The 18,513-nt window shown below is 61.6% G+C and carries 14 protein-coding genes; 7 read left to right on the plus strand and 7 right to left on the minus strand.

Going from position 1 to position 18,513, the window contains the following annotated elements; all coding sequences use genetic code 11:
* Nucleotides 1-96: 96 nt before the first annotated feature.
* From RAC79_RS16960 to RAC79_RS16985, 6 genes are all read left to right on the plus strand, one after another.
* Entirely contained in the window at nt 97-1,008 is a 912-nt protein-coding gene (locus RAC79_RS16960) for an ABC transporter substrate-binding protein (RefSeq protein WP_003522008.1), read from the plus strand.
* 72 nt (nt 1,009-1,080) lie between these two features.
* Entirely contained in the window at nt 1,081-2,583 is a 1,503-nt protein-coding gene (locus RAC79_RS16965; RefSeq protein WP_142845621.1) for a sugar ABC transporter ATP-binding protein, read from the plus strand.
* Nucleotides 2,573-3,550 (plus strand): ABC transporter permease, encoded by a 978-nt coding sequence (locus RAC79_RS16970; RefSeq protein ID WP_065654941.1) that lies wholly within the window; start codon nt 2,573-2,575, stop codon nt 3,548-3,550. Before RAC79_RS16965 ends, RAC79_RS16970 begins: the two co-directional genes overlap by 11 nt.
* A gap of 39 nt (nt 3,551-3,589) precedes the next feature.
* Nucleotides 3,590-4,321 carry an SDR family oxidoreductase gene (locus tag RAC79_RS16975; protein ID WP_004438213.1) on the plus strand — a complete coding sequence of 244 codons (732 nt, stop codon included), beginning with the start codon at nt 3,590-3,592 and terminating at the stop codon, nt 4,319-4,321.
* A gap of 89 nt (nt 4,322-4,410) precedes the next feature.
* Nucleotides 4,411-6,021 carry an FGGY-family carbohydrate kinase gene (locus tag RAC79_RS16980; RefSeq protein ID WP_142845620.1) on the plus strand — a complete coding sequence of 537 codons (1,611 nt, stop codon included), beginning with the start codon at nt 4,411-4,413 and terminating at the stop codon, nt 6,019-6,021.
* Between the two features lie 57 nt (nt 6,022-6,078).
* Nucleotides 6,079-6,804: an SDR family oxidoreductase gene (locus RAC79_RS16985; RefSeq protein WP_142845619.1), complete on the plus strand. Its 726-nt coding sequence runs from the start codon at nt 6,079-6,081 to the stop codon at nt 6,802-6,804.
* A gap of 95 nt (nt 6,805-6,899) precedes the next feature.
* Here RAC79_RS16985 and RAC79_RS16990 read toward each other — a convergent pair whose 3' ends face one another.
* On the minus strand, nt 6,900-7,196 hold the full coding sequence (locus RAC79_RS16990) for a PRC-barrel domain-containing protein (protein ID WP_003522015.1): 297 nt from the start codon (nt 7,194-7,196) through the stop codon (nt 6,900-6,902).
* Nucleotides 7,197-7,471: 275 nt separating this feature from the next.
* Here RAC79_RS16990 and RAC79_RS16995 point away from each other — a divergent pair, with 275 nt between their 5' ends.
* A complete protein-coding gene (locus tag RAC79_RS16995; protein WP_125146534.1) occupies nt 7,472-8,608 on the plus strand; it encodes a polysaccharide biosynthesis/export family protein in 1,137 nt (378 codons plus the stop codon).
* An 11-nt stretch (nt 8,609-8,619) separates the two neighbouring features.
* Here the strand turns inward: RAC79_RS16995 and RAC79_RS17000 are convergent, their stop codons facing one another.
* The 6 genes from RAC79_RS17000 to RAC79_RS17025 all read right to left on the minus strand — a co-directional run bounded on the left by RAC79_RS17000 (nt 8,620) and on the right by RAC79_RS17025 (nt 18,513).
* Nucleotides 8,620-9,525 (minus strand): protein kinase, encoded by a 906-nt coding sequence (locus tag RAC79_RS17000; RefSeq protein WP_142845618.1) that lies wholly within the window; start codon nt 9,523-9,525, stop codon nt 8,620-8,622.
* The gene (tagF, locus tag RAC79_RS17005) at nt 9,512-10,918 is read right to left on the minus strand and encodes a type VI secretion system-associated protein TagF (protein ID WP_142845617.1); all 1,407 of its coding nucleotides are present in this window, start codon (nt 10,916-10,918) and stop codon (nt 9,512-9,514) included. Before tagF ends, RAC79_RS17000 begins: the two co-directional genes overlap by 14 nt.
* 84 nt (nt 10,919-11,002) lie before the next feature.
* The gene (gene tssM / locus RAC79_RS17010) at nt 11,003-14,482 is read right to left on the minus strand and encodes a type VI secretion system membrane subunit TssM (protein ID WP_174040306.1); all 3,480 of its coding nucleotides are present in this window, start codon (nt 14,480-14,482) and stop codon (nt 11,003-11,005) included.
* A complete protein-coding gene (gene tssL, locus RAC79_RS17015) occupies nt 14,479-15,981 on the minus strand; it encodes a type VI secretion system protein TssL, long form (protein ID WP_142845615.1) in 1,503 nt (500 codons plus the stop codon). Before tssL ends, tssM begins: the two co-directional genes overlap by 4 nt.
* Nucleotides 15,978-17,318, minus strand: a complete 1,341-nt coding sequence (tssK, locus tag RAC79_RS17020) for a type VI secretion system baseplate subunit TssK (protein WP_078052839.1) — start codon at nt 17,316-17,318, stop codon at nt 15,978-15,980. The genes tssL and tssK overlap by 4 nt, the downstream gene beginning before the upstream one ends.
* Entirely contained in the window at nt 17,308-18,513 is a 1,206-nt protein-coding gene (locus RAC79_RS17025) for a type VI secretion system-associated FHA domain protein (protein WP_374997301.1), read from the minus strand. Before RAC79_RS17025 ends, tssK begins: the two co-directional genes overlap by 11 nt.

The raw sequence follows: 18,513 nt of genomic DNA on the forward strand, positions 1-18,513 counted from the left end.
CCAGCGACACATCGCCAATTTCTAAGAATTCGGGCAGAGGGCTGTCCGGAAACGGGGTCTTGTTGCCCCAATTTTCCAACCGGGAGGAAGAGTGAGATGAAAATGAAGTCCAAGTTTCTGATGGCGACAGCCGCAATTGCAATGATGGCCGCTCCGGCGCTGGCGCAGGAAAAGCTGAAGATCGGCATGACCTTCCAGGAGCTGAACAACCCCTATTTCGTGTCGATGCAGGAAGCGCTGAAGGAAGCCGCCGCAAGCATCGGCGCAGATGTCGTCGTGACCGATGCCGGCCACGATGTGGCAAAGCAGATTTCCGACGTCGAAGACATGCTGCAGCAGAAGATCGATATCCTGCTTCTGAACCCCACCGACAGCGCCGGCATCGAAGCCGCCGTTCACGCTGCCAAGGCTGCTGGCGTAATCGTCGTTGCGGTTGACGCCAACGCAAACGGCCCGGTCGACACCTTCGTCGGCTCGAAGAACCGTGACGCGGGCTACAAGTCGTGCAAGCATCTCGGTGACGCGCTCGGCGGCAAGGGTGAAGTCGCAATCCTCGACGGTATCCCGGTCGTTCCGATCCTGCAGCGCGTCGAAGGATGCAAGGCCGCACTTGCAGAATTCCCCGAGATCAAGCTGGTCGATACGCAGAACGGCCGTCAGGACCGCTCCGTTGCTCTCGGCGTCGTTGAAAACATGATCCAGTCGCGTCCGAACCTCGCCGGTATCTTCTCGGTGAATGACGGCGGTGCGATGGGCGCTCTGGCTGCGATCCAGGGTTCCGGCAAGGACATCAAGCTGACCTCGGTCGACGGTGCTCCGGAAGCTGTGAAGGCGATTGCCGAGGGTGGTCCTTTCATCGAAACCACCGCGCAGTTCCCGCGTGACCAGGTTCGCGTTGGCCTTGCCATGGCGCTCGCCCAGAAGTGGGGCGCTCGCGTCGTGCCGAAGGAAGTCCCGATCGATGTTATGGTCGTCGACAGCAAGAACGCCGGCGAGTTCAGCTGGTAAAGAACTCCTCCCAGGCCCCGTCCCCATCTCGTATGGGGGCGGGGTTAAATCCCGACCATTGAGGAGGGTGAAATGCTGGAACTGAATGGAATAAGAAAAAGCTTTGGCAAGATCGAAGTCCTGCGCGGCGTCGACCTTGAGGCGCGCGCCGGTGAGGTGCATGCGCTTCTGGGAGAAAACGGCGCTGGCAAGTCGACGCTGATGAAAATCCTGTGCGGCATTTTGCAGCCATCGGAGGGAACGATCCGCATTGACGGCAAGGATCGCCGCTTCGCCAATTACGATGAGGCGATTGCCGCCGGCGTCGGCATCGTGTTTCAGGAATTCAGCCTGATCCCTTATCTCAACGCCGTTGAAAACATGTTTCTTGCCCGCGAGATCCGCGGGCCGCTGCGCCTTTTGAACAAGGGCGCCATGCGCAAGCGCGCGGCCGAGATCATGAGCCGTCTGGCCGTGGATGTTCCGCTCGACGTGCCGGTGCATCGGCTCTCCGTCGCCCAGCAGCAATTTGTCGAAATCGCCAAGGCGCTGTCGCTTGATGCGCGCATTCTCGTGCTCGACGAGCCGACGGCGACGCTCACCCCCTCCGAGACGGAACACCTGTTCAAGGTCATGCGCGAGCTGCGGCGTCAGGGCGTGGCTATCATCTTCATTTCGCATCACCTCGAAGAAATATTCGAGATTTGCGACCGCATCACTGTCCTGCGCGATGGCGAGTTGATCGGCTCCTGCCTGACGTCGGAGGTCGATAATGACCGTCTGGTCGAGATGATGGTCGGCCGGCGCATCGAAGCCAGTTTCCCGCCGAAGCCAGAGCTCGATCCTTCCGCCGCAAAGGTTATCGAGGTGGAAGAGCTGCAATTGAAGAAGGGCGGTCCTGTCTCGCGTTTCGCGCTGCGCAAGGGCGAAATTCTTGGTTTTGCCGGGCTTGTCGGCTCGGGCCGTACGGAAACTGTTCTCGCCATGCTCGGGGCGCATTCAGCCTCGCGTCGCAAGATCAAGCTCGATGGTGTGGAGACGCGTTTTTCCGGCCCTGATGAAGCGCTGATGCGCGGCATCGGCCTGCTGCCGGAAAGCCGCAAGGAGGAGGGGCTGATTACCAGCTTCTCCATCCTGCAGAATATTTCGCTCAACAATTACCGCAAATACCGCAAGGCCCACTGGTTCCTCGATCTCAAAAAGGAACTGGAACACACGACAAAGGCCATGGCGCAGGTGCAGGTGAAGGCGCAGGGGCCTTATGCCCGCGTCGACACGCTATCGGGCGGCAACCAGCAGAAGATCGTCATCGCCCGCTGGCTGAACCATGACATGCGCGTGCTGATCTTCGATGAGCCGACACGCGGCATCGATGTCGGCGCTAAGGCGGAAATCTATGCGCTGATGCGGGAATTCGCCGCCAGGGGCCATTCGATCATCATGATCTCCTCGGAGCTGCCGGAAGTGATCGGCATGTCCGACAGGGTCTGCGTCTTCCGTTCCGGCGGCATCGTCGCCACGGTCGAGGGAGACGACATCAATTCAGAAACAATAATGACAAACGCCACCACCGGGAGAGTTGAACATGTCGCTTGATGCAAACACCGGCGTTGCCGCGAAAACGGGCGGTTTCAGTCTCAGCGCCATGCTGCGTTCGCCGCTTGCCCTGCCTCTGGCGGGCCTGATTGTCGTATCGATCCTCATGGGGCTTGCGAGCGACAATTTCTTCAGCCTCAACAACATCATGAACGTGCTGCGGCAGGTTTCTGTCGTCGGCATCCTCGCCGTCGGCATGACCTTCGTCATCCTCACCGGCGGCATCGACCTGTCGGTCGGTGCGGTCATGGCGCTGATCGGAACGTTGTCAGCTGGCCTGATGGTGAATACCGGCCTCTCGCCTGCAATTGCCCTGCCGGCCGGCCTGTTCATTGGTCTCGGCATCGGCATCTTCAATGGCGCGCTCGTCGCCTGGGGCAAGATGCCGGCGATCATTGTCACGCTCGCCACCATGGGCATGGCGCGTGGCCTCGGCCTCATCTATTCCGGTGGCTACCCCGTCAGCGGCATTCCGAGCTGGATTTCCTGGTTCGGCGTCGGCCGTATCGGCGTCGTTCCGGTGCCGGTCGTCATCATGGTGGCGATCTATGCCATCGCCTGGGTGCTGTTGCAGCGCACGGCTTTCGGCCGCCATGTCTATGCTCTCGGCGGAAACGAACTGGCGGCCCGCCTTTCGGGCGTGAAGACGCAGCGCGTCAAGCTCGCCGTCTATGGCATTTCGGGTGTGACGGCCGCTTTCGCCGCGCTCATCCTCACCGGTCGCCTCATGAGCGGTCAGCCCAATGCTGGCGTCGGCTTCGAACTGGACGCCATCGCAGCGGTGGTTCTCGGCGGCACGGCGATTGCCGGCGGCAGGGGCCTCATCCTCGGCACGCTCATCGGTGCGGTGCTGCTCGGCATCCTCAATAACGGCCTCAACCTGATGGGCATCAACCCCTATCTGCAGGATGTCATCAAGGGCGGCATCATCCTGCTGGCCATCTATATCGGGCGCGAATGGCGCTGAGCCGGCCCGGAAACATCTTCATAAACGCAGGAGAATTAAATGTCTGAATCGCTGCAAGGCAAGATTGCGGTCATCACCGGCGCCGCATCCGGCATCGGGCTTGCCACCACCGAAGCGCTGCTGGAGCAGGGCGCAACCGTGGTCATGGTCGACTGGAATGAGAAAGCCTTGAATGATCTGGTCGCCAAGCTCGGCGACCGCGCCATCCCGCAGGTCACCAATCTGTTGGATGCCGACAGCTGCAACGCGATGATCCCCGAGATCCTCAAAAAGGTCGATCATATCGACATTCTCTATTGCAATGCCGGCACCTATATCGGCGGCGATCTCACCGAAACGACGCCGGAAGCCATCGACAAGATGCTTAACCTCAACGTCAACGCCGTCATGAAGAATGTTCATGCCGTCGTGCCGCATATGTCTGAGCGCAAGACCGGCGATATCATCGTCACCTGCTCGATTGCCGGCCACTTCCCCACCTATTGGGAGCCGGTCTATTCGGGCTCGAAATGGGCGATCACCAGCTTCGTGCAGGGCATGCGCCGCCAGATGATCCCGCACGGCGTGCGCGTCGCGCAGGTGTCTCCCGGCCCGGTCGTTTCCGCACTTCTGGCGGACTGGCCGGAGGAAAACCTCCGCAAGGCCAAGGAATCGGGCAGCCTTATCGACGCGAGCGAAGTGGCCGATGCCGTTGTCTACATGCTGACGCGCAAACGCACGGTCACCATCCGCGACATGCTGGTCTTGCCGACCAACTTCGACCGCGTTTAAAAATCTCTGGAGCGGCGGGACAACCGGAAACGGTCCCGCCGCTCAACCCTGTTCAAGCACCGGATGATCCGCTCCGAGGAGTATCGCAAATGGCTTCCTATCTGATTGGCGTCGATGTCGGGACCGGCTCGGCGCGCGCCGGTGTCTTCGACGTATCGGGCAAGCTTCTCGCCACCGCCAAACGCCCGATCGGCATGCATCGCGAGGATGGCGGCATTGCCGAACAATCGAGCGGCGAAGTATGGCAGGCCGTTTGCGACAGCGTCCGGGAAAGCGTTTCCCGCGCCGGCATCGATCCCGCCGAGGTCGCCGGTATCGGTTTCGATGCCACCTGCTCGCTGGTGGTGCGTGGACCGGAAGACGGGACCCTGCCGGTTGGCGCGCCCGATCATCCCGAGCGCGACATCATCGTCTGGATGGATCACCGCGCCGTCGAACAGGCGGAGCGCATCAATGCCGGCGAACACGCCGTGCTGAAATATGTCGGCGGCCGTATTTCCCCGGAAATGCAGACGCCGAAACTGCTGTGGCTCAGCGAAAACAGGCCGGACATCTATGCCCGGGCAGAGCACTTCTTCGACCTCACGGACTTTCTGACGTGGAAGGCTTCGGGAGCGCTCGATCGCTCCGCCTGCACGGTGACCTGCAAATGGACTTATCTGGCCCATGAGAACCGTTGGGATGCGGAATATTTCACCCGCATCGGGCTTGGCGACCTCGCCGAACAGGGTTTTCGCCGCATCGGTCAAAGTGTCGTCCATCCCGGCACGGCGCTGGGTAACGGTTTGACGGAAGACGCTGCAAAAGCCATGGGTCTGGTTGCGGGAACCGCGGTTGCGGCAGGTCTGATCGACGCCCATGCCGGCGGCGTCGGCACGGTGGCCGCGGGCGGCGATGCGTCGCGATGCCTCGGTTATGTTTTCGGCACTTCGTCCTGCACCATGACGACCACCACCGAACCCGCCTTCGTGCCCGGCGTCTGGGGACCCTATTATTCCGCCATGGTTCCGGGCGCGTGGCTCAATGAAGGCGGCCAGTCCGCTGCCGGCGCTGCCATCGATTATCTCGTGCAACTGCACCCGGCCTATGCAGAGGCGAAGGCGCTTGCCGCTAAGGAAGATAAAGCATTGCCGGTTTGGCTCGCTGACCGGGCGCTCAATCTTGCCGCATCCGCGTCCGCTGCCGCAAAGATCGCCGAGGATTTTCACGTGGTCCCGGAATTTCTCGGTAACCGCGCGCCCTTTGCCGATCCCCATGCCCGCGCCGTCATCGCCGGTTACGGCATGGAGACGGGTGTGGATTCCCTTGTCGCGCTTTATGTGGCCGGCCTTCTCGGCCTCGGTTACGGGCTTCGCCAGATCATCGAAACGCAGGCCCGCAATGGTGCGCCGGTGGAAACCATCAGCGTCAGCGGCGGGGCGGGTGCGCATCCGCTTGCCCGGCAGCTGCTGGCGGACGCGACGGGGCTTCCCGTGGAACTGACTGAATGCGAGGAGCCGGTGCTTCTCGGCTCGGCCATGCTGGGCGCCGTCGCCGCCGGAACCTATCGGGACCTGATGGTCGCCATGCCCGCGATGTCGCGTATCGACAGCTGTGCTGCGCCAGATCCAGATTTTCAGAAGGTTCATCAGGCGCGTTACGACGCGTTTCTGGCGCTGCAAAATGCGGCGCGCGCCATTCGTTTTGCCAGCCATTCCTGAGCGCTGTCAAAAGTTTAGATCATCCGGCCGTCATGGCCGCAAAATAAAGAGGATTCCATGCAGTTTTCCGGAAAATCCGTCATCATCACCGGCGCAGGCAAAGGCATCGGCCGCGCCTGCGCTCGCCTGATGGCCGCGCGCGGTGCGGAAGTGGTGGCGATCAGCCGCACCCAGTCCGATCTCGACAGCCTGAAAAGCGAAATCGGCGGCCGTTCGATCCGCGTCGATCTTGCCGATGTCGCGGCCACCCGCGCCGCCATGAAGGAAGCGGGCCCTTGCGATTTCCTGATCAACAGCGCCGGCATCAACGTGCTCGAAAGCGTGCTGGATATGAGCGATGCGGGTTATGAAGCCATTCTCGGCATCAACCTGCGCGCGGCCTTGGTCGCATGTCAGGAATTTGCCCGCGCCCGCGTTGCAAAGGGCGGCGGCGGCGCCATCGTCAACATCACCTCCATCGCCGGTCACCGCGGTTTTCAGGATCACCTCTGCTACGCAGCCTCCAAGGCCGGGCTGGAAGGGGCGACCCGCGTTCTTGCCAAGGAGCTTGGCCCGCACGGCATCCGCGTCAACGCGGTTGCACCGACCATCACCCTCACCGAACTTGCCGCGGAAGCATGGAACGATCCGGCGAAAAGCCAGCCGATGATGGTTCGCCATCCGCTCAACCGGTTTGCCGAAGCGGAAGAGGTGGCTCAAAGCATAGCGCTGCTCCTGTCGGATGATAGCCGCATGATTTCCGGAGCCGTATTGCCGGTCGATGGCGGTTTCCTCGCCGTTTGATGTGCGTAGGGGAAGTCTGACGCGCAAACGCCTGCCCGAAATAAAAGAACGCCCGGCAAACAGCCGGGCGCTCCTCTTAATGAATGACAACGCTGTTAATGACGATGCTCGGGCATGTCCTTCAGCTGGTCCTTGGTCCATGAAGTGACCGCGTGGACATCGCCGTCCTCATCCCGCATGAAATCAAGATCGCTGAGCGGTACTGCGACCGGCTTTGCGCCGATACCAAGAAAGCCGCCGACATCGATGATGGCGGTGCTGCCGGCCCCGACGCCGTGGACATGATCCACCTTGCCGACCTTGTGATCGTCTGCACCATAAACGGTGGCGCCTTCAAGAACGGAGGGCGTCAGTTCGGTTTCAACCAGGCGTACGTGATTGGTGTGATCCATTGTTCTTGCTCCTGTCTTGGTTTGCAGAAAACAAACTCCTCGACTGCAAAACCGTTCCATCGAATGTCGACGGGCCGGTGCCAGTCGCTGAGGACCGGTCATTTCTCATCGGTACATTGTTGGGGTTTGCGACGGGCGGTTCCGAAAAGGTTGCGGAATGGTCACACCTTTTCTTCGGAAGACAAGTTTTCGCTAAATTGCAACCGCTAAAGTTGTTGCGATGACGTGTCTGGATGTTATCTCTGCGTCAGGTTGAATCATCAAGGGGATGAGGGATGAAAAAGTTGGGGGCGGTTTTGCTGGTGGCTCTTTTGAGCGCATGTGCAAAGCCATCTGACGGACCGACCGCAGGCAATATCCGATCTGCGACCTTCCCTCGAACCAACGAAAAAATCCCCGTCATCGAGCTGGCGAATGCACCGGCGGCGACGGTATCCGCCGGAAGCCTGCAGAATGCCTCCGGCCCCGGCCTCACAGCACTTCGCAACACCGGCTACAACGCCCAGAGATTGCGTCGCGGCGACGTGATCGACATCACCGTGCTCGATACCGGCGAAGACGGGCTTTTCTCCCCAACGCAAAGCAAGACGCTCAATCTCGGACGCTTTACGGTGGACCAGAGCGGATCGGTGAATATCCCCTTCGTCGGCAAACAGAGGGTGGTGGATTCGACGCCCGAGGGGCTGCAATCGCAGGTCGTTGCCGGGCTCAAGGGATCGGCCGTGAACCCGCAGGCCGTCGTCACCGTCGTTGACAAGCCGACGAGCGCCGTCATGCTGAGCGGTGCGGTGAAAAATCCCGGAAAAATAACGCTCACCGCCCGTCAGGAGCGGGTGCTCGATGCGCTCAATCAGGCCGGCGGCCCGACCGTCGCTCCGGGCGCTGCCACGGTTACCGTCGTTCGCGGCTCGCACAGGGCGAGCGCGCCGCTTGACCGCGTCATGCGGGAGGACCGCCAGAATATCCGCCTGTCGCCGGACGATCAGATCATGATCGATGGCGATGCGGCGAGCTACACCGCGCTCGGCGCTTTCAAGAGCGCCGGCGAATTCCAGTTCGAAGCCGGAAAACTGACCCTCGCTCAGGCTGTCGGCCGCGCCGGCGGGTTGCTGGATGACCGTGCGGACGCGCGCAATGTCTATGTCTTCCGCAACGAGATCATTCAGGTGCCGTCGGCAACCGTATCGGGCGCGAAAGGCCCGGTCGCGACGGCCACGACCATGCGGCCGGTGATTTATCACGTCAATATGCGCGATGCTTCCAGCATTGCGCTCATGCAGCTCTTCCAGATGCAGAAGGGCGATGTACTCTATGCCAGCAACGCACCGCTGGTGGATTCGGCCAAGCTCCTGACCGTGTTCCAGAAGAGCGTGCCGACGGCGGCAGCACCGCTTCCTGGCAGCGGCAACTGACCAGTGAAGCGCTACAGAAGCTGTAGCGCTTCCATTGCCGATTGCGGACGCGACGCGGGTTCGTCCTGGCAACAGGCGTCCGCAAAATCCGCCAGCCTTTGCGTTGTTCGCATCTCATCCGTCGCGATAAGCCGCCGGGCAAGCCGCCCCACGGAGAATATATCCTGATCCGGCTTCGCGGTTGCGTCCCGCATCCGTTCCGGCGCTGCAAATTCGCGCGAGGCGGCAAAGCTCATGCCCCGGTCCGCGTGTTTTTGGCCGATCTCCAGCGCAATGCCGAAATCGCCAAGCCTGCCCGTTTCGAAATCGCTGTCCTCCAGCAGAATATTGGCTGGCGTGACATCGCAGTGGACATATCCCCGTGCATGTATGGCGCTCAGCCCTTCCAGCAGGCGGCGAAGGATTGCGATCGCCTGCGGCGCGCTAACCGGCCGCTGCGATGCAAGCGACGCCAATGATTGCGAAAACCAAGGCTGTAACAGGCCCGGCCGGCCATCGGCCAGTCTCAGCAGCGCCGATGTCTCCACCAGGCAAGGATGGCGCAATGTCAGGCCGAGCTGCGCCTCCTCGCGTAATCTTTGCAGCAGCGCCGCGTCGTTTCTCAACGCCGGCGGCGTGGTTTTCAGTGCGTGAAGGGAGCCGAGATCGCGGTGCCGCACCTGCAGCAGCAGCGTGTTTTCGCTTTCGTAGGCAATCCGTTCAAGGGCAAAACTATCGGCGATCCAGTCGGGTTTCGCATCGGAAAAATGCGAGACTTTCCGGTCCAGCGCATTTCTGACCTGATCGATCAGGTCTTTCTGTTCTTCGGCTGGCCTTTCCCGCGTGCCGTCATGGCGAATGCTTTGCCACAGATCGGAGAAGCGCTCGGCAACCTGCGGATAGGCAGGCCCGTCGCCCGGTTGTTTACCCTTGCTCAAGGCGGTTTCCAATCACGATGGCGCTGACATTCTCGCGTGCGTCCTCGATCAGCGCTTCCTGGATCAGGGCGCTGGCGCAGTCCTTGATCGGGGTGTTGCCGACAATCTCGGCAATGGCCCGCTCCTTCAGGATTTGTACCAGCGGATAGCTGCACAGGAGCAGCCTGTCCTGCGAACCCCAGTCTTCCCCGACGATGTCCGGGCGGAACTGCTGGGAAAGGCCAACACATTGCGCGAGCTGCCTTTTCATCCCGACAACGACGTGATCGCGCGAAAGCTGATGCATGGTTCCGTTTTTCAGGAGATAGGCGCGCGCGTCGCCGGACCACAGGACGCTCAACCTTCGGCCGATAATGGAGGCAATGATGACGCTTGCCATCGGCCTGCCGTCGGCGCCCATGGCTTGTCGGGAAAGAAGCAGGCTGTTGACGGTGCCGAGCTTTCCCCTGATCTGCTGCGCCATCACCTCGGGGCTTTCGGCATCGGGGGTCTCGGCAAGAATATTTGTGGCCAGACGCGCTGCTTCCACGGCGCTGTGCGTGTCGCCCTGTCCATCTGCTATGGCAAAGAGGGCAGGGCTCTGGGAAACGAAGAGCGAATCCGCATTCAGGGAAAGCCGTGTTCCCGGGTGCGTGGCATAGCTATAGATGACCGATGACGGCTGTTCGGTTGCCGGCGCGGGCGGTTGCGTCATCACCGGCGGAGTTTTGTGTTTCGCACTTTCCTGCGGCTGTACGGATGTCGAGCCGTCCTCTTCGCCCTTGCCTGCCATGTCGCTGAAGAGGCGCAGGAAATCGGAAGCTTTTGGTTTGCCGTCGAATTTGAGACCGCGGGCGCGGCGGCTGACGGGATCGATGCGCCACCAGAGGCTGGTCGGTGCGCGGCCGCGCACCATTTCCGGCGCGTCATCCTCTTCCCGTGGTTTCGGCAGGCGCAGTTTTTTAACGGAGGTGTTAAACCGGGACATGTCGAAATCGCCCGTCATGGATGTCTCGGCCAGCGCCTCGGCGGCCATGAACCAGGTGTCGTCGAGATAAAGTGTTCTCGGATGTTTCCGGAAGCTATTGAGCTGGGCAATGATGGCAAGCGGATATTTGCGCCCCACCCGGTCTGCACTGGGCACCAGCACGCCGGCATAGGCGCAGTTTCCCCATATACCGCTTTCGATGATGAAGCGAATGGGCGGCGATGACGTGAATATTTCGGGCCATCGGCCCGAAAACAGGTCCGCGCAGGCGTGCAGGCCGGATCGCATCCAGTCGTCAAATGTCCCGATCAGCTCCCGTTCAAGCCCGTCGGAGATGAAGTCGCCATGGCTGGGGACCTTGCCGAAGAAACCGATGCGATCACTTTCCGCTGCGGTCTCCGCGGGCCTCGATGCCTGATTGGCCATCAGTCGTTATTGACCGCGGTGCTTTTCGTCTTTGCTTTCATCATAGATCCCCCTCCTTTAAAAAAACGGTGCGCCGTCCCGCCGCTAAAATTGCGCGGGGCAGGCAAAGCCGGCGATGGCGTCCAGCCTGAACGGGTTGAGAACCGAGCCGAACTGAATATCGAATTCGGCAGCCTGAGCGCCATTCGCAAATCGCACCCGCAGCAGGTCACCCGACTGGTTTTCGATGTCGGCGCCGTCGAACAGCCGGAATGGCGACCAGTCGCCGTTTTCGGTTTTCGCCTGCTGCCAGCCGCCTGGCTGGAACGCGATGCGCGACAGGCTCGCCGTGTTTTCACGCGAGGGCCAGGTGATCGATTTCGCCTGAATGGGGCCGTGATAATAAACCACCCGCTCGCCTTCGATTTCCAGCATCACCGCGCTGGAGGCATTGGTGAGCGAAACGGGTTTGACGTTGATCGACACCGCCGGCGTCTCGCTGCCATTCGGGAAAAAGGCACGCGAAATCTTATCGGCATTTTCGAACTGGGCGACGGCGCTGCTTGGAATGCCGGCGGCGCCGAAAGTGCCTTTCCAGCTCCAGGGGTTGGTCGTCTTGTCGACAAAGGCTTCCATACGCTGTTTGAAGAAGGACTGGAAAACCCCGGTCGGCCCGAAGAGACGGGTGAAATCGGCGATGGCGACATCGCGGGAAGACGATCTGTCGAAAGGATAACGCCCGGTCACGATGGAAGAGCAGAGCGATGCCGCATCGGCCGCCCAGAGTTCGGCAATGCGGCTGCGGGCGGATTTGACCGCAAGCGAGCCGACATCCGCCGCCACGCCCGCCACCCACACATCGAGGGGCGCCGGCAATTCACGGGCCTGCTGCAACAGATCCTGATTAGCCTTGGTGAGTTGACTATCCACGTCGAACACCTTGGCGACTTCGTCGGAGGTGGTTGCCGAGCGGGCAAGCTGCTCGTTCAGCATCTTGAAATGCGCGAGCAACTGTTCCGATGGCGAGCCCCCGGCCTTGCCGCCATTGGCCTGCTCGCCCGTTGTGGCCGCGCCTTTCGCCGCCAGCATGTCGCGCAGTCTCGCATAGGGATCGGCCGCGTTCACCGTGGCGGCCAGAACGGCTGCGGTCGCGTCGCCTTCAGCGGCGGAGGCGGGGGCGGCGGGGTTTGCTCCGGGGCGCAGATCGGTCGCCTCCGCGATCGATCTGGCAGCCTCCGCCACGATATTACGTTCATTGGCAAGCGCGCGGGTTGTTTCCACCGCGTCGCCAAGGGTCTGGGACGGCTTGACCCGAAGGTCGGCCAGCGTATCGGCCCATTTTTTCTCGAAACGGTCGAAATAGATTTGCAGCGCGGCCTGCGCCACCTGCTCGACCGTGGCACCCCTTATGGCATCATCGGAACCGCGCACCCACCCTTCGGAAAGCGCGATGCGCGCCGCATGGGCGACCTGCGGAATGACGACGCTGCGATATCCTTCCGCCGTGAAAAGACCTTCGATGCCTTCCGCCATCGGCGCTTTGCTGCGCCGCTCGAAGGCACGCTCTCCCAGCGGGCCGAAGGCCGTGGCGGGTGTCCATTCCATCAGTTCCCGCGCCTGCGGAAGACCGGCGAGAATATCATAGGCGCGCGTGCCGGCGGCCTGGTCGCGGATGGTTTCACGGGCAGTTGCGATGAGCCGTGCGTCTAGCTCAATCGGGGCGAGCACGCCGTCCGCGAGCGCTTTCGCATGCTGGTCGAGCGCTTCTCTGGCCGCCGCCCTTCCATCGCCGGGATAGAGGGATGCGAACATCTGGTGCGTCTGCACGGTCAGAAAATCGGGGTCCAGCGCACCCATGCCACCAAGCATTCCATAGAGCTTCAGCGAATTGAAGGTGCGCGTGACATCCTTTTCATCCTTGAGCTGTTTCTGGAGCTGCACGATCATGCGCGGCAGGAGCAGGGCGTTGAGCGCGCGCTGGTAGGCGTCACGCTGCCGTCCGGCGATCTTGTCTTCCTGATCGAGCCCGAAGCTGACGTTCCACACTCTCTCGCGGGCAAAGCCGGAATTGACGTCGCGCAGATTGTCGAGCGCCGGAAGGATGCGGAGAAAATCGGCGTCGGAAACATCGCGCACGGGAATGCCCTGAACGAGTTGTTCATAGGCGCCAAGTTTGCGATCCGCTTCGGCAAGCGCCTGCGTATTGGCGAAATAGGTGAAAATCCAGCCGGTGAAGACGATGGCGACTGCGGCGGCCGAAACACCATAGGCGATGCGCCGCACCAGCAATTGCCGTCCGGAAAGGCGCTTGTCGCGCATCACCAGCGCGGCTTCGGGGAAGATGACATCCTTGAACAGCCGCGACAGGAAGTAGCTTCGGCGGGTCCTGGCCGCTGCGGGAGACCTTTCCGTTTCCGGCTGCGTTCCCGAAGCGAGATAAACGCCCCGCAAAAGCGGGGCTTCGATCAGCGGAGACCGTGCGCAAAGTTCGGTCAGGGCCTCATGGAGCCGGTCTTTCAACCGCGCAAGTTCGGCGGGGAAGCGGAAGATGCGCCCGCGCGTCTCGGCATTCTGCTCCTGCTGCAGGCGCTCGATCAACATCGCATCGACCCGTTGTTGCAGCAGTTCGAACTCTTCCGTCAGGCGTTGCGGCAGGTTCTCGGCGGTATAGCTCTCATCCAGCTTGAAGGTGGTGCCCCATACCTGCTGGCGGTCGGTCTTGTTGAAACCGTCGAAGAATTCCACGAAACCATGCAGCAGATCGGCCTTGGTCAGCACGATATAGACTGGAACGCGGGCGTGCAGATATTCGTCCAGTTCCGAAAGCCGCTGGCGGATGGAGCGCAGTTCCTGCCGTTGTTCCTCGGGATCGCGGGTGAGAAGATCGGGGATGGACAATGTCACCAATGCGCCGTTGATCGGCTGCGACCGGCGATAGCGTCTCAGAAGACCGAGGAAACCTTCCCAGCCGGCTTTGGATGAGCCATCGAGATCGTCCTGCGTGGTGTAACGGCCGGCGGTGTCGATCAATATCGCCTCATCGGCGAACCACCAGTTGCAGTTGCGCGTGCCGCCGATGCCCTTTACTGCGTTTTCGCCGAGCGCATCGCCGAGCGGAAATTGCAGGCCGGAATTGGTGAGTGCCGTCGTCTTGCCGGAGCCGGGTGCGCCGAAGATCACGTACCAGGGAAGATCGTAAATATAACCGAAACGCTTTTTCGTGACCCGCCGCAGCAGCGCCAGCGCTTCCTTGAGACGCATCTGGATTTCGCCGACTTCGGCCTGGCGGTTGGCAAGAGCCTCGCGCTCGATACTGTCGACAAGTTCCTTGTCCTGCTTGCGCCCGCGATAAATGGTGACGGCGATATAGACCAGCCATATCGCCACAATGATGCCGATGGCGATGAGCCGGGCCTGCGTCGTTCCCAAGGGCTTGAAATCGCCCAGCGCGACCAGATAGCCGTAAAACCAGATGACGATGCAGAGTGTGACCACCCATAACAGCGACAGGAAACGGCGGCCGATGAGAGCGGCATAGCTCTCGACATAGGATCGGATCGTATAAAAATAGCTCAATGGATTCATGGCTTTGCCTCTTGCGGCTGCTGTCCCGAACTGTTCTCTATGGTCGGCGAGAGAATGCCGGCGTCGCTCAGTTTTTCATCGGGATTGGTCAGGACCATGATTTCCGTTCTGCGGTTGATCTGGCGGCCTTCCTCCGTTTTGTTGTCGGCGATCGGGTCGCTGTCGGCACGGCCTTCCGTCAGGATCGCTTCCGGGCCGGTAAATTGTGAAAGAATGTCCCCGACCGCCTTGGCGCGGGCTTCGGAAAGGTGCCAGTTGGACGGAAATTCCACCGTCTTGATCGGCACGGTATCGGTATAGCCGATGACGACGGCGCGGAATTTTTCGGCCGCAAGCGCGCCGCCGATACGCTGGATGAGATCGCGGAACTGCGGGCTGACATCGGCGCTGCCGGTGGAGAACAGGCCCGAATTGTTGATGCGAATGCGCAGCCGCCCGTTTACATCCGCCAGCGTGACAAGCTTCTTTTCGACTTCCGGCTGAAGGAAGGCCATCAGCTTTTCAAGCCGGGAGGGTTGCCGTGGCTCCACCGGCTTCGGCGGTTCCACGACCTTGGGCGTTTCGACCTGCACCGGTGGCTGGGGCGGGCTTGCGATCAGCACGCTCGGCGTCTCGTTCGGTGGCAGATGGGCGAGCCTCTCGAAAGTGACATCGGATGCGTTGTTGAGCGACAGCGTGAAGAAGAGATAACCAAGCGCGAAGGCAAGCGCCATCAGGGACAGCAGGGTCCACAGCGCGGCCATCGTGCGCAATGGCGTATGACGGGCTTCCACGCCTTTCCAGTGCGGAGAAAGCTCCCGTTCGAAGGTGCCGTATTGGCCGATCAGCGTCTTGTAGAGGCTGTCGCGGATGCGCGAAAGCTCCAGCGCACCCTTTGGCGAAACGCGGGTGCGCCCTTCGAAAGCCAGCGACAGGCAAAGATAGATCAGCAGCAGCAAATCCTTGCTGGCGCCGGGCGACTGATGGAAATGGTCGAGAATGTCGAAAACCCGGTCGCCGCCGGTGACATCGTTGTGGAAGGTGGAGACAAGGCCGGAGCGCGCCCAGCCTGCCCGCACGCCCCAGGGTTTGCTCAGAACCACATCATCCACCGTGGCGCAGACGACATAATGCGCCGCTCTTGCCCGCTCGGGGCTGATGCGGGCGGAAGCGAGATCGCGCTCATAGCGGGTGATCGCCTCAATGCAGGCGCGGCGAAGCTGATCGGGATCCGGCTCCGCATCGCTGAAGCGCAGGAGATGCGCTAGGTTGAGGAGGGGAGCGGCCGATTGCACGAGCGTCGGCACATCGCCGCCGCCGAAATGGAAACCGGAGAGCAGCTGATCGACCGGCATGGCGGCCCCGCTTGCCTTCGGTCGCCCGGCCGGCCCATCGGTCTCGACAATGTCTTCGAGGATCGCCGCCATGTTGCGGGCGTTCTGGTTGCGTCTGCGGCTTTCCTCGGTGATTTCAACCACCGTCGGCAAATCCTGCCAGGAAGAGGGGTTTTCCTTGCTCATTCGCGTAACGCCCACATTTCCATCTCAAGCCCGGGGAACTCGCCCGCCAGATGCAGGGCAATCGCGCCGGAGGTCTCAAGCTGCTTCCAGAGGGGTGATTGCGTGTCGATCTCGAAATAGACGGTGCCGGACCGATAGGGCAATTGCCGCGGCAGGACCGGCAGGGAGCGCACGGGAATGCCGGGCAGCGCCACGTTGACCAGTTCGGAAATCCGCTCCACCGGCCCAACCTTGATCTGTGCCGGCAGGCGGCGGCGAATGTCTTCGGCGGCCATATCCGCGCGCACCGCAAGCACGAAGCCGGCATCGCGCAGCAGCGTGCGGTCGTGGATGGTGCCGACGCGGACGCCGTGGCGGCGCTCCACCAGCTCGATCGCAACGGCCGCCTGTTCCAGGACCGCTGACAGCGATGTGCGCAGATCGTCGAAAACTGCCGCGAAGGTGGCTTTCAAGTCCTCGTGCCGATAGGGCGGGAAATCCGTCGCCCGCTTTTTGTCCGTGGTGAAGGTTGCAAGCTCGCCAGCAAGCTGGATGCAGTCTTCGTAAAACCGGATGGGGTGAAAACGCGTGGCGTTGGCGCAGCGATGCGCCAGCAGCGGATCGGCCCGGTTGAGGATTTGCAGCAGGAAATAATCGCCCACTTCCGCCGTTCCCCTGATCGTCGGATCGCCGATGCGTTCGGCAATCGCCTGGGCGCGGTGGCGCACGATCCCCAGAAGCTCCGTCAGCAATTCGTTGAGGCGGGGCGCCGCCGCGCAGCTCAGGCTCGGAGGAATGAAATCCGGGTCAAGAATGACCGCGCGGTCTGAGCGGACCTCGATGACCCTTGCAAGGCCGATGAGATCGTAACCGGAAAGATCGTCGCCGGTTTTCAGGAATTTCAGGCTGAGACGGCCGACATCGATGGGGGCCACGAAATCCGTCTCGATATTGGTGTCGGAGACCTCATAGCTTGAGGCGGTGAAGCGCACATTGTTCGCATCGTTGCGGCCGCTGGCGGACATGTCGGCCTTGCCGGGTTGCCGGGCCGGCAGGGCGAGATAGATAACGGCGTTTTTGACGCTTTCGTCGAGATCGAGCGGCGGCGGCAGGTCGGAATCCTCCGGCGCCTCGAAGGGCGTTCCATCGGGAAGAACGCCGCGCAGGTTCGACAGGGCGAATTGCCCTATCGACAGCGCGCTACGGTCCACGCCGATTTCGGCGATGCCCCACGGGTAGGGCGAGAGGTTGCGCGTGGTGTTGCGCACCAGCCGTTCGGTCCATCGGTCGGATTGCTGAAAATGCTGAACGCGAAGAAACATGCCCTCGCTCCAGGCAACACGGTTCTCATGTCTCATCGTGGTTGTTTACCCCCGTTGCATCGGCCGTTATCGCGTCAGGTTCCTGCGTGGGCGCGGCCTCACCGCGTGCTGCCCGCTGCAGGAACTGCCTGACCGGCAATGGACGGCCGTTTTCCTCAAATTGCTTTTTGTAAGTGGACCAGTAATCGGTCTTCATGATCAGCCCCTGCCAGTCGCGGCGCTCGATTTTGGCACGAAGATCGTTACCGGCATCGACGGCGGCTTCGAGAAGCCTCGGCTCGAGTTTTTGCGTGCAGCCGTGGATCAGGGTTTCAAGAGAGGCGGCGAGCCGCCGTTGCTGGCGGATGAGCGTTTCCACCCGCTCGCTCAGGGAGGCTGACGAACCGTGGCCGGTGCGCTCGCCTTCAATGTCGAGAATGGCCAGACAATCGGCGCTTTCCTGCTCCAGCGCGGTCAGAAGATCGCCGATCTCCTGCGCGGTCGAAGCGTCCGCAGCCGAGGCGCCCTCTGGGGTCAGCTCTTCGTCTGCTTCCGGGAAAACGCTGTCGAAATCCTCGTTACCTGAGGCCGAAACCGGACGAGAGATCATCACCGGCGTGTTCAGCGCGTCGGTATGTTCGTGTTCGCTGCTCGCAACCGGCTCCTCGTCCCAGTTATCAGGCAGAACAGCGCCTATTCCGCGCGCCGCGGGCGGTTCGCTCCAGCCGATCTCGACATTTCGCGAAATGGATTTCGCCTTCCGCTTCGCGCCCTCGCGCCATGTTTCGGACCAGTCGTCGGCGGAGGCGGCGTTGCCCATCACGCCTTCGGCCGAGCGGCCATTCGGGGCGATGTCGGCAAGGATCGCCGAAATGGTCAGCGGCTCGTCACTCATGCGCAGGGAAGCGTCGGGATCGGAAAAATCCAGCTCGGCATCGCCGCTGATGGCGACCTGAAAAACCTGCCCGCCAATGTTGATCTGCGAACCGTCGCGCAGACGCGCGCTTTCGCCTTCCAGCAGCAGGCGGCCATCGACCAGCGTGCCGTTCGCGCTCTGGTCAAGGATCGTAAAACCTTCGCCATCGCGGCTGAGCGTGCAGTGCAGCTTGGAAACGCGCCGCTCATTGTCATCGATCTGCCAGTCGCAATCGCGAGACCGGCCGATGACGCGGCGGCCGCGCTCGAAGCTCCACTGACTGGCTCTTGCGGCTCCGATATTTCGTGTGTCCTTGAGTGCAAGCTTCATATCCAT

It is taken from the genome of Agrobacterium sp. LR_9, from assembly GCF_041954855.1.
Taxonomy (GTDB): Bacteria; Pseudomonadota; Alphaproteobacteria; order Rhizobiales; family Rhizobiaceae; genus Agrobacterium; species Agrobacterium leguminum.

Bases quoted from the DNA above. Each gene is read 5' to 3' on its own strand.
- RAC79_RS16995 (WP_125146534.1), top strand. From the start codon at position 7,472: ATGAAAAAGTTGGGGGCGGTTTTGCTGGTGGCTCTTTTGAGCGCATGT.
- tagF (WP_142845617.1), bottom strand. From the start codon at position 10,918: ATGGCCAATCAGGCATCGAGGCCCGCGGAGACCGCAGCGGAAAGTGAT.
- RAC79_RS16990 (WP_003522015.1), bottom strand. From the start codon at position 7,196: ATGGATCACACCAATCACGTACGCCTGGTTGAAACCGAACTGACGCCC.
- tssK (WP_078052839.1), bottom strand. From the start codon at position 17,318: ATGAGACATGAGAACCGTGTTGCCTGGAGCGAGGGCATGTTTCTTCGC.
- tssM (WP_174040306.1), bottom strand. From the start codon at position 14,482: ATGAATCCATTGAGCTATTTTTATACGATCCGATCCTATGTCGAGAGC.
- RAC79_RS16965 (WP_142845621.1), top strand. From the start codon at position 1,081: ATGCTGGAACTGAATGGAATAAGAAAAAGCTTTGGCAAGATCGAAGTC.
- RAC79_RS16985 (WP_142845619.1), top strand. From the start codon at position 6,079: ATGCAGTTTTCCGGAAAATCCGTCATCATCACCGGCGCAGGCAAAGGC.
- RAC79_RS16970 (WP_065654941.1), top strand. From the start codon at position 2,573: ATGTCGCTTGATGCAAACACCGGCGTTGCCGCGAAAACGGGCGGTTTC.
- tssL (WP_142845615.1), bottom strand. From the start codon at position 15,981: ATGAGCAAGGAAAACCCCTCTTCCTGGCAGGATTTGCCGACGGTGGTT.
- RAC79_RS16980 (WP_142845620.1), top strand. From the start codon at position 4,411: ATGGCTTCCTATCTGATTGGCGTCGATGTCGGGACCGGCTCGGCGCGC.
- RAC79_RS16960 (WP_003522008.1), top strand. From the start codon at position 97: ATGAAAATGAAGTCCAAGTTTCTGATGGCGACAGCCGCAATTGCAATG.
- RAC79_RS16975 (WP_004438213.1), top strand. From the start codon at position 3,590: ATGTCTGAATCGCTGCAAGGCAAGATTGCGGTCATCACCGGCGCCGCA.
- RAC79_RS17025 (WP_374997301.1), bottom strand. From the start codon at position 18,513: ATGGATATGAAGCTTGCACTCAAGGACACACGAAATATCGGAGCCGCA.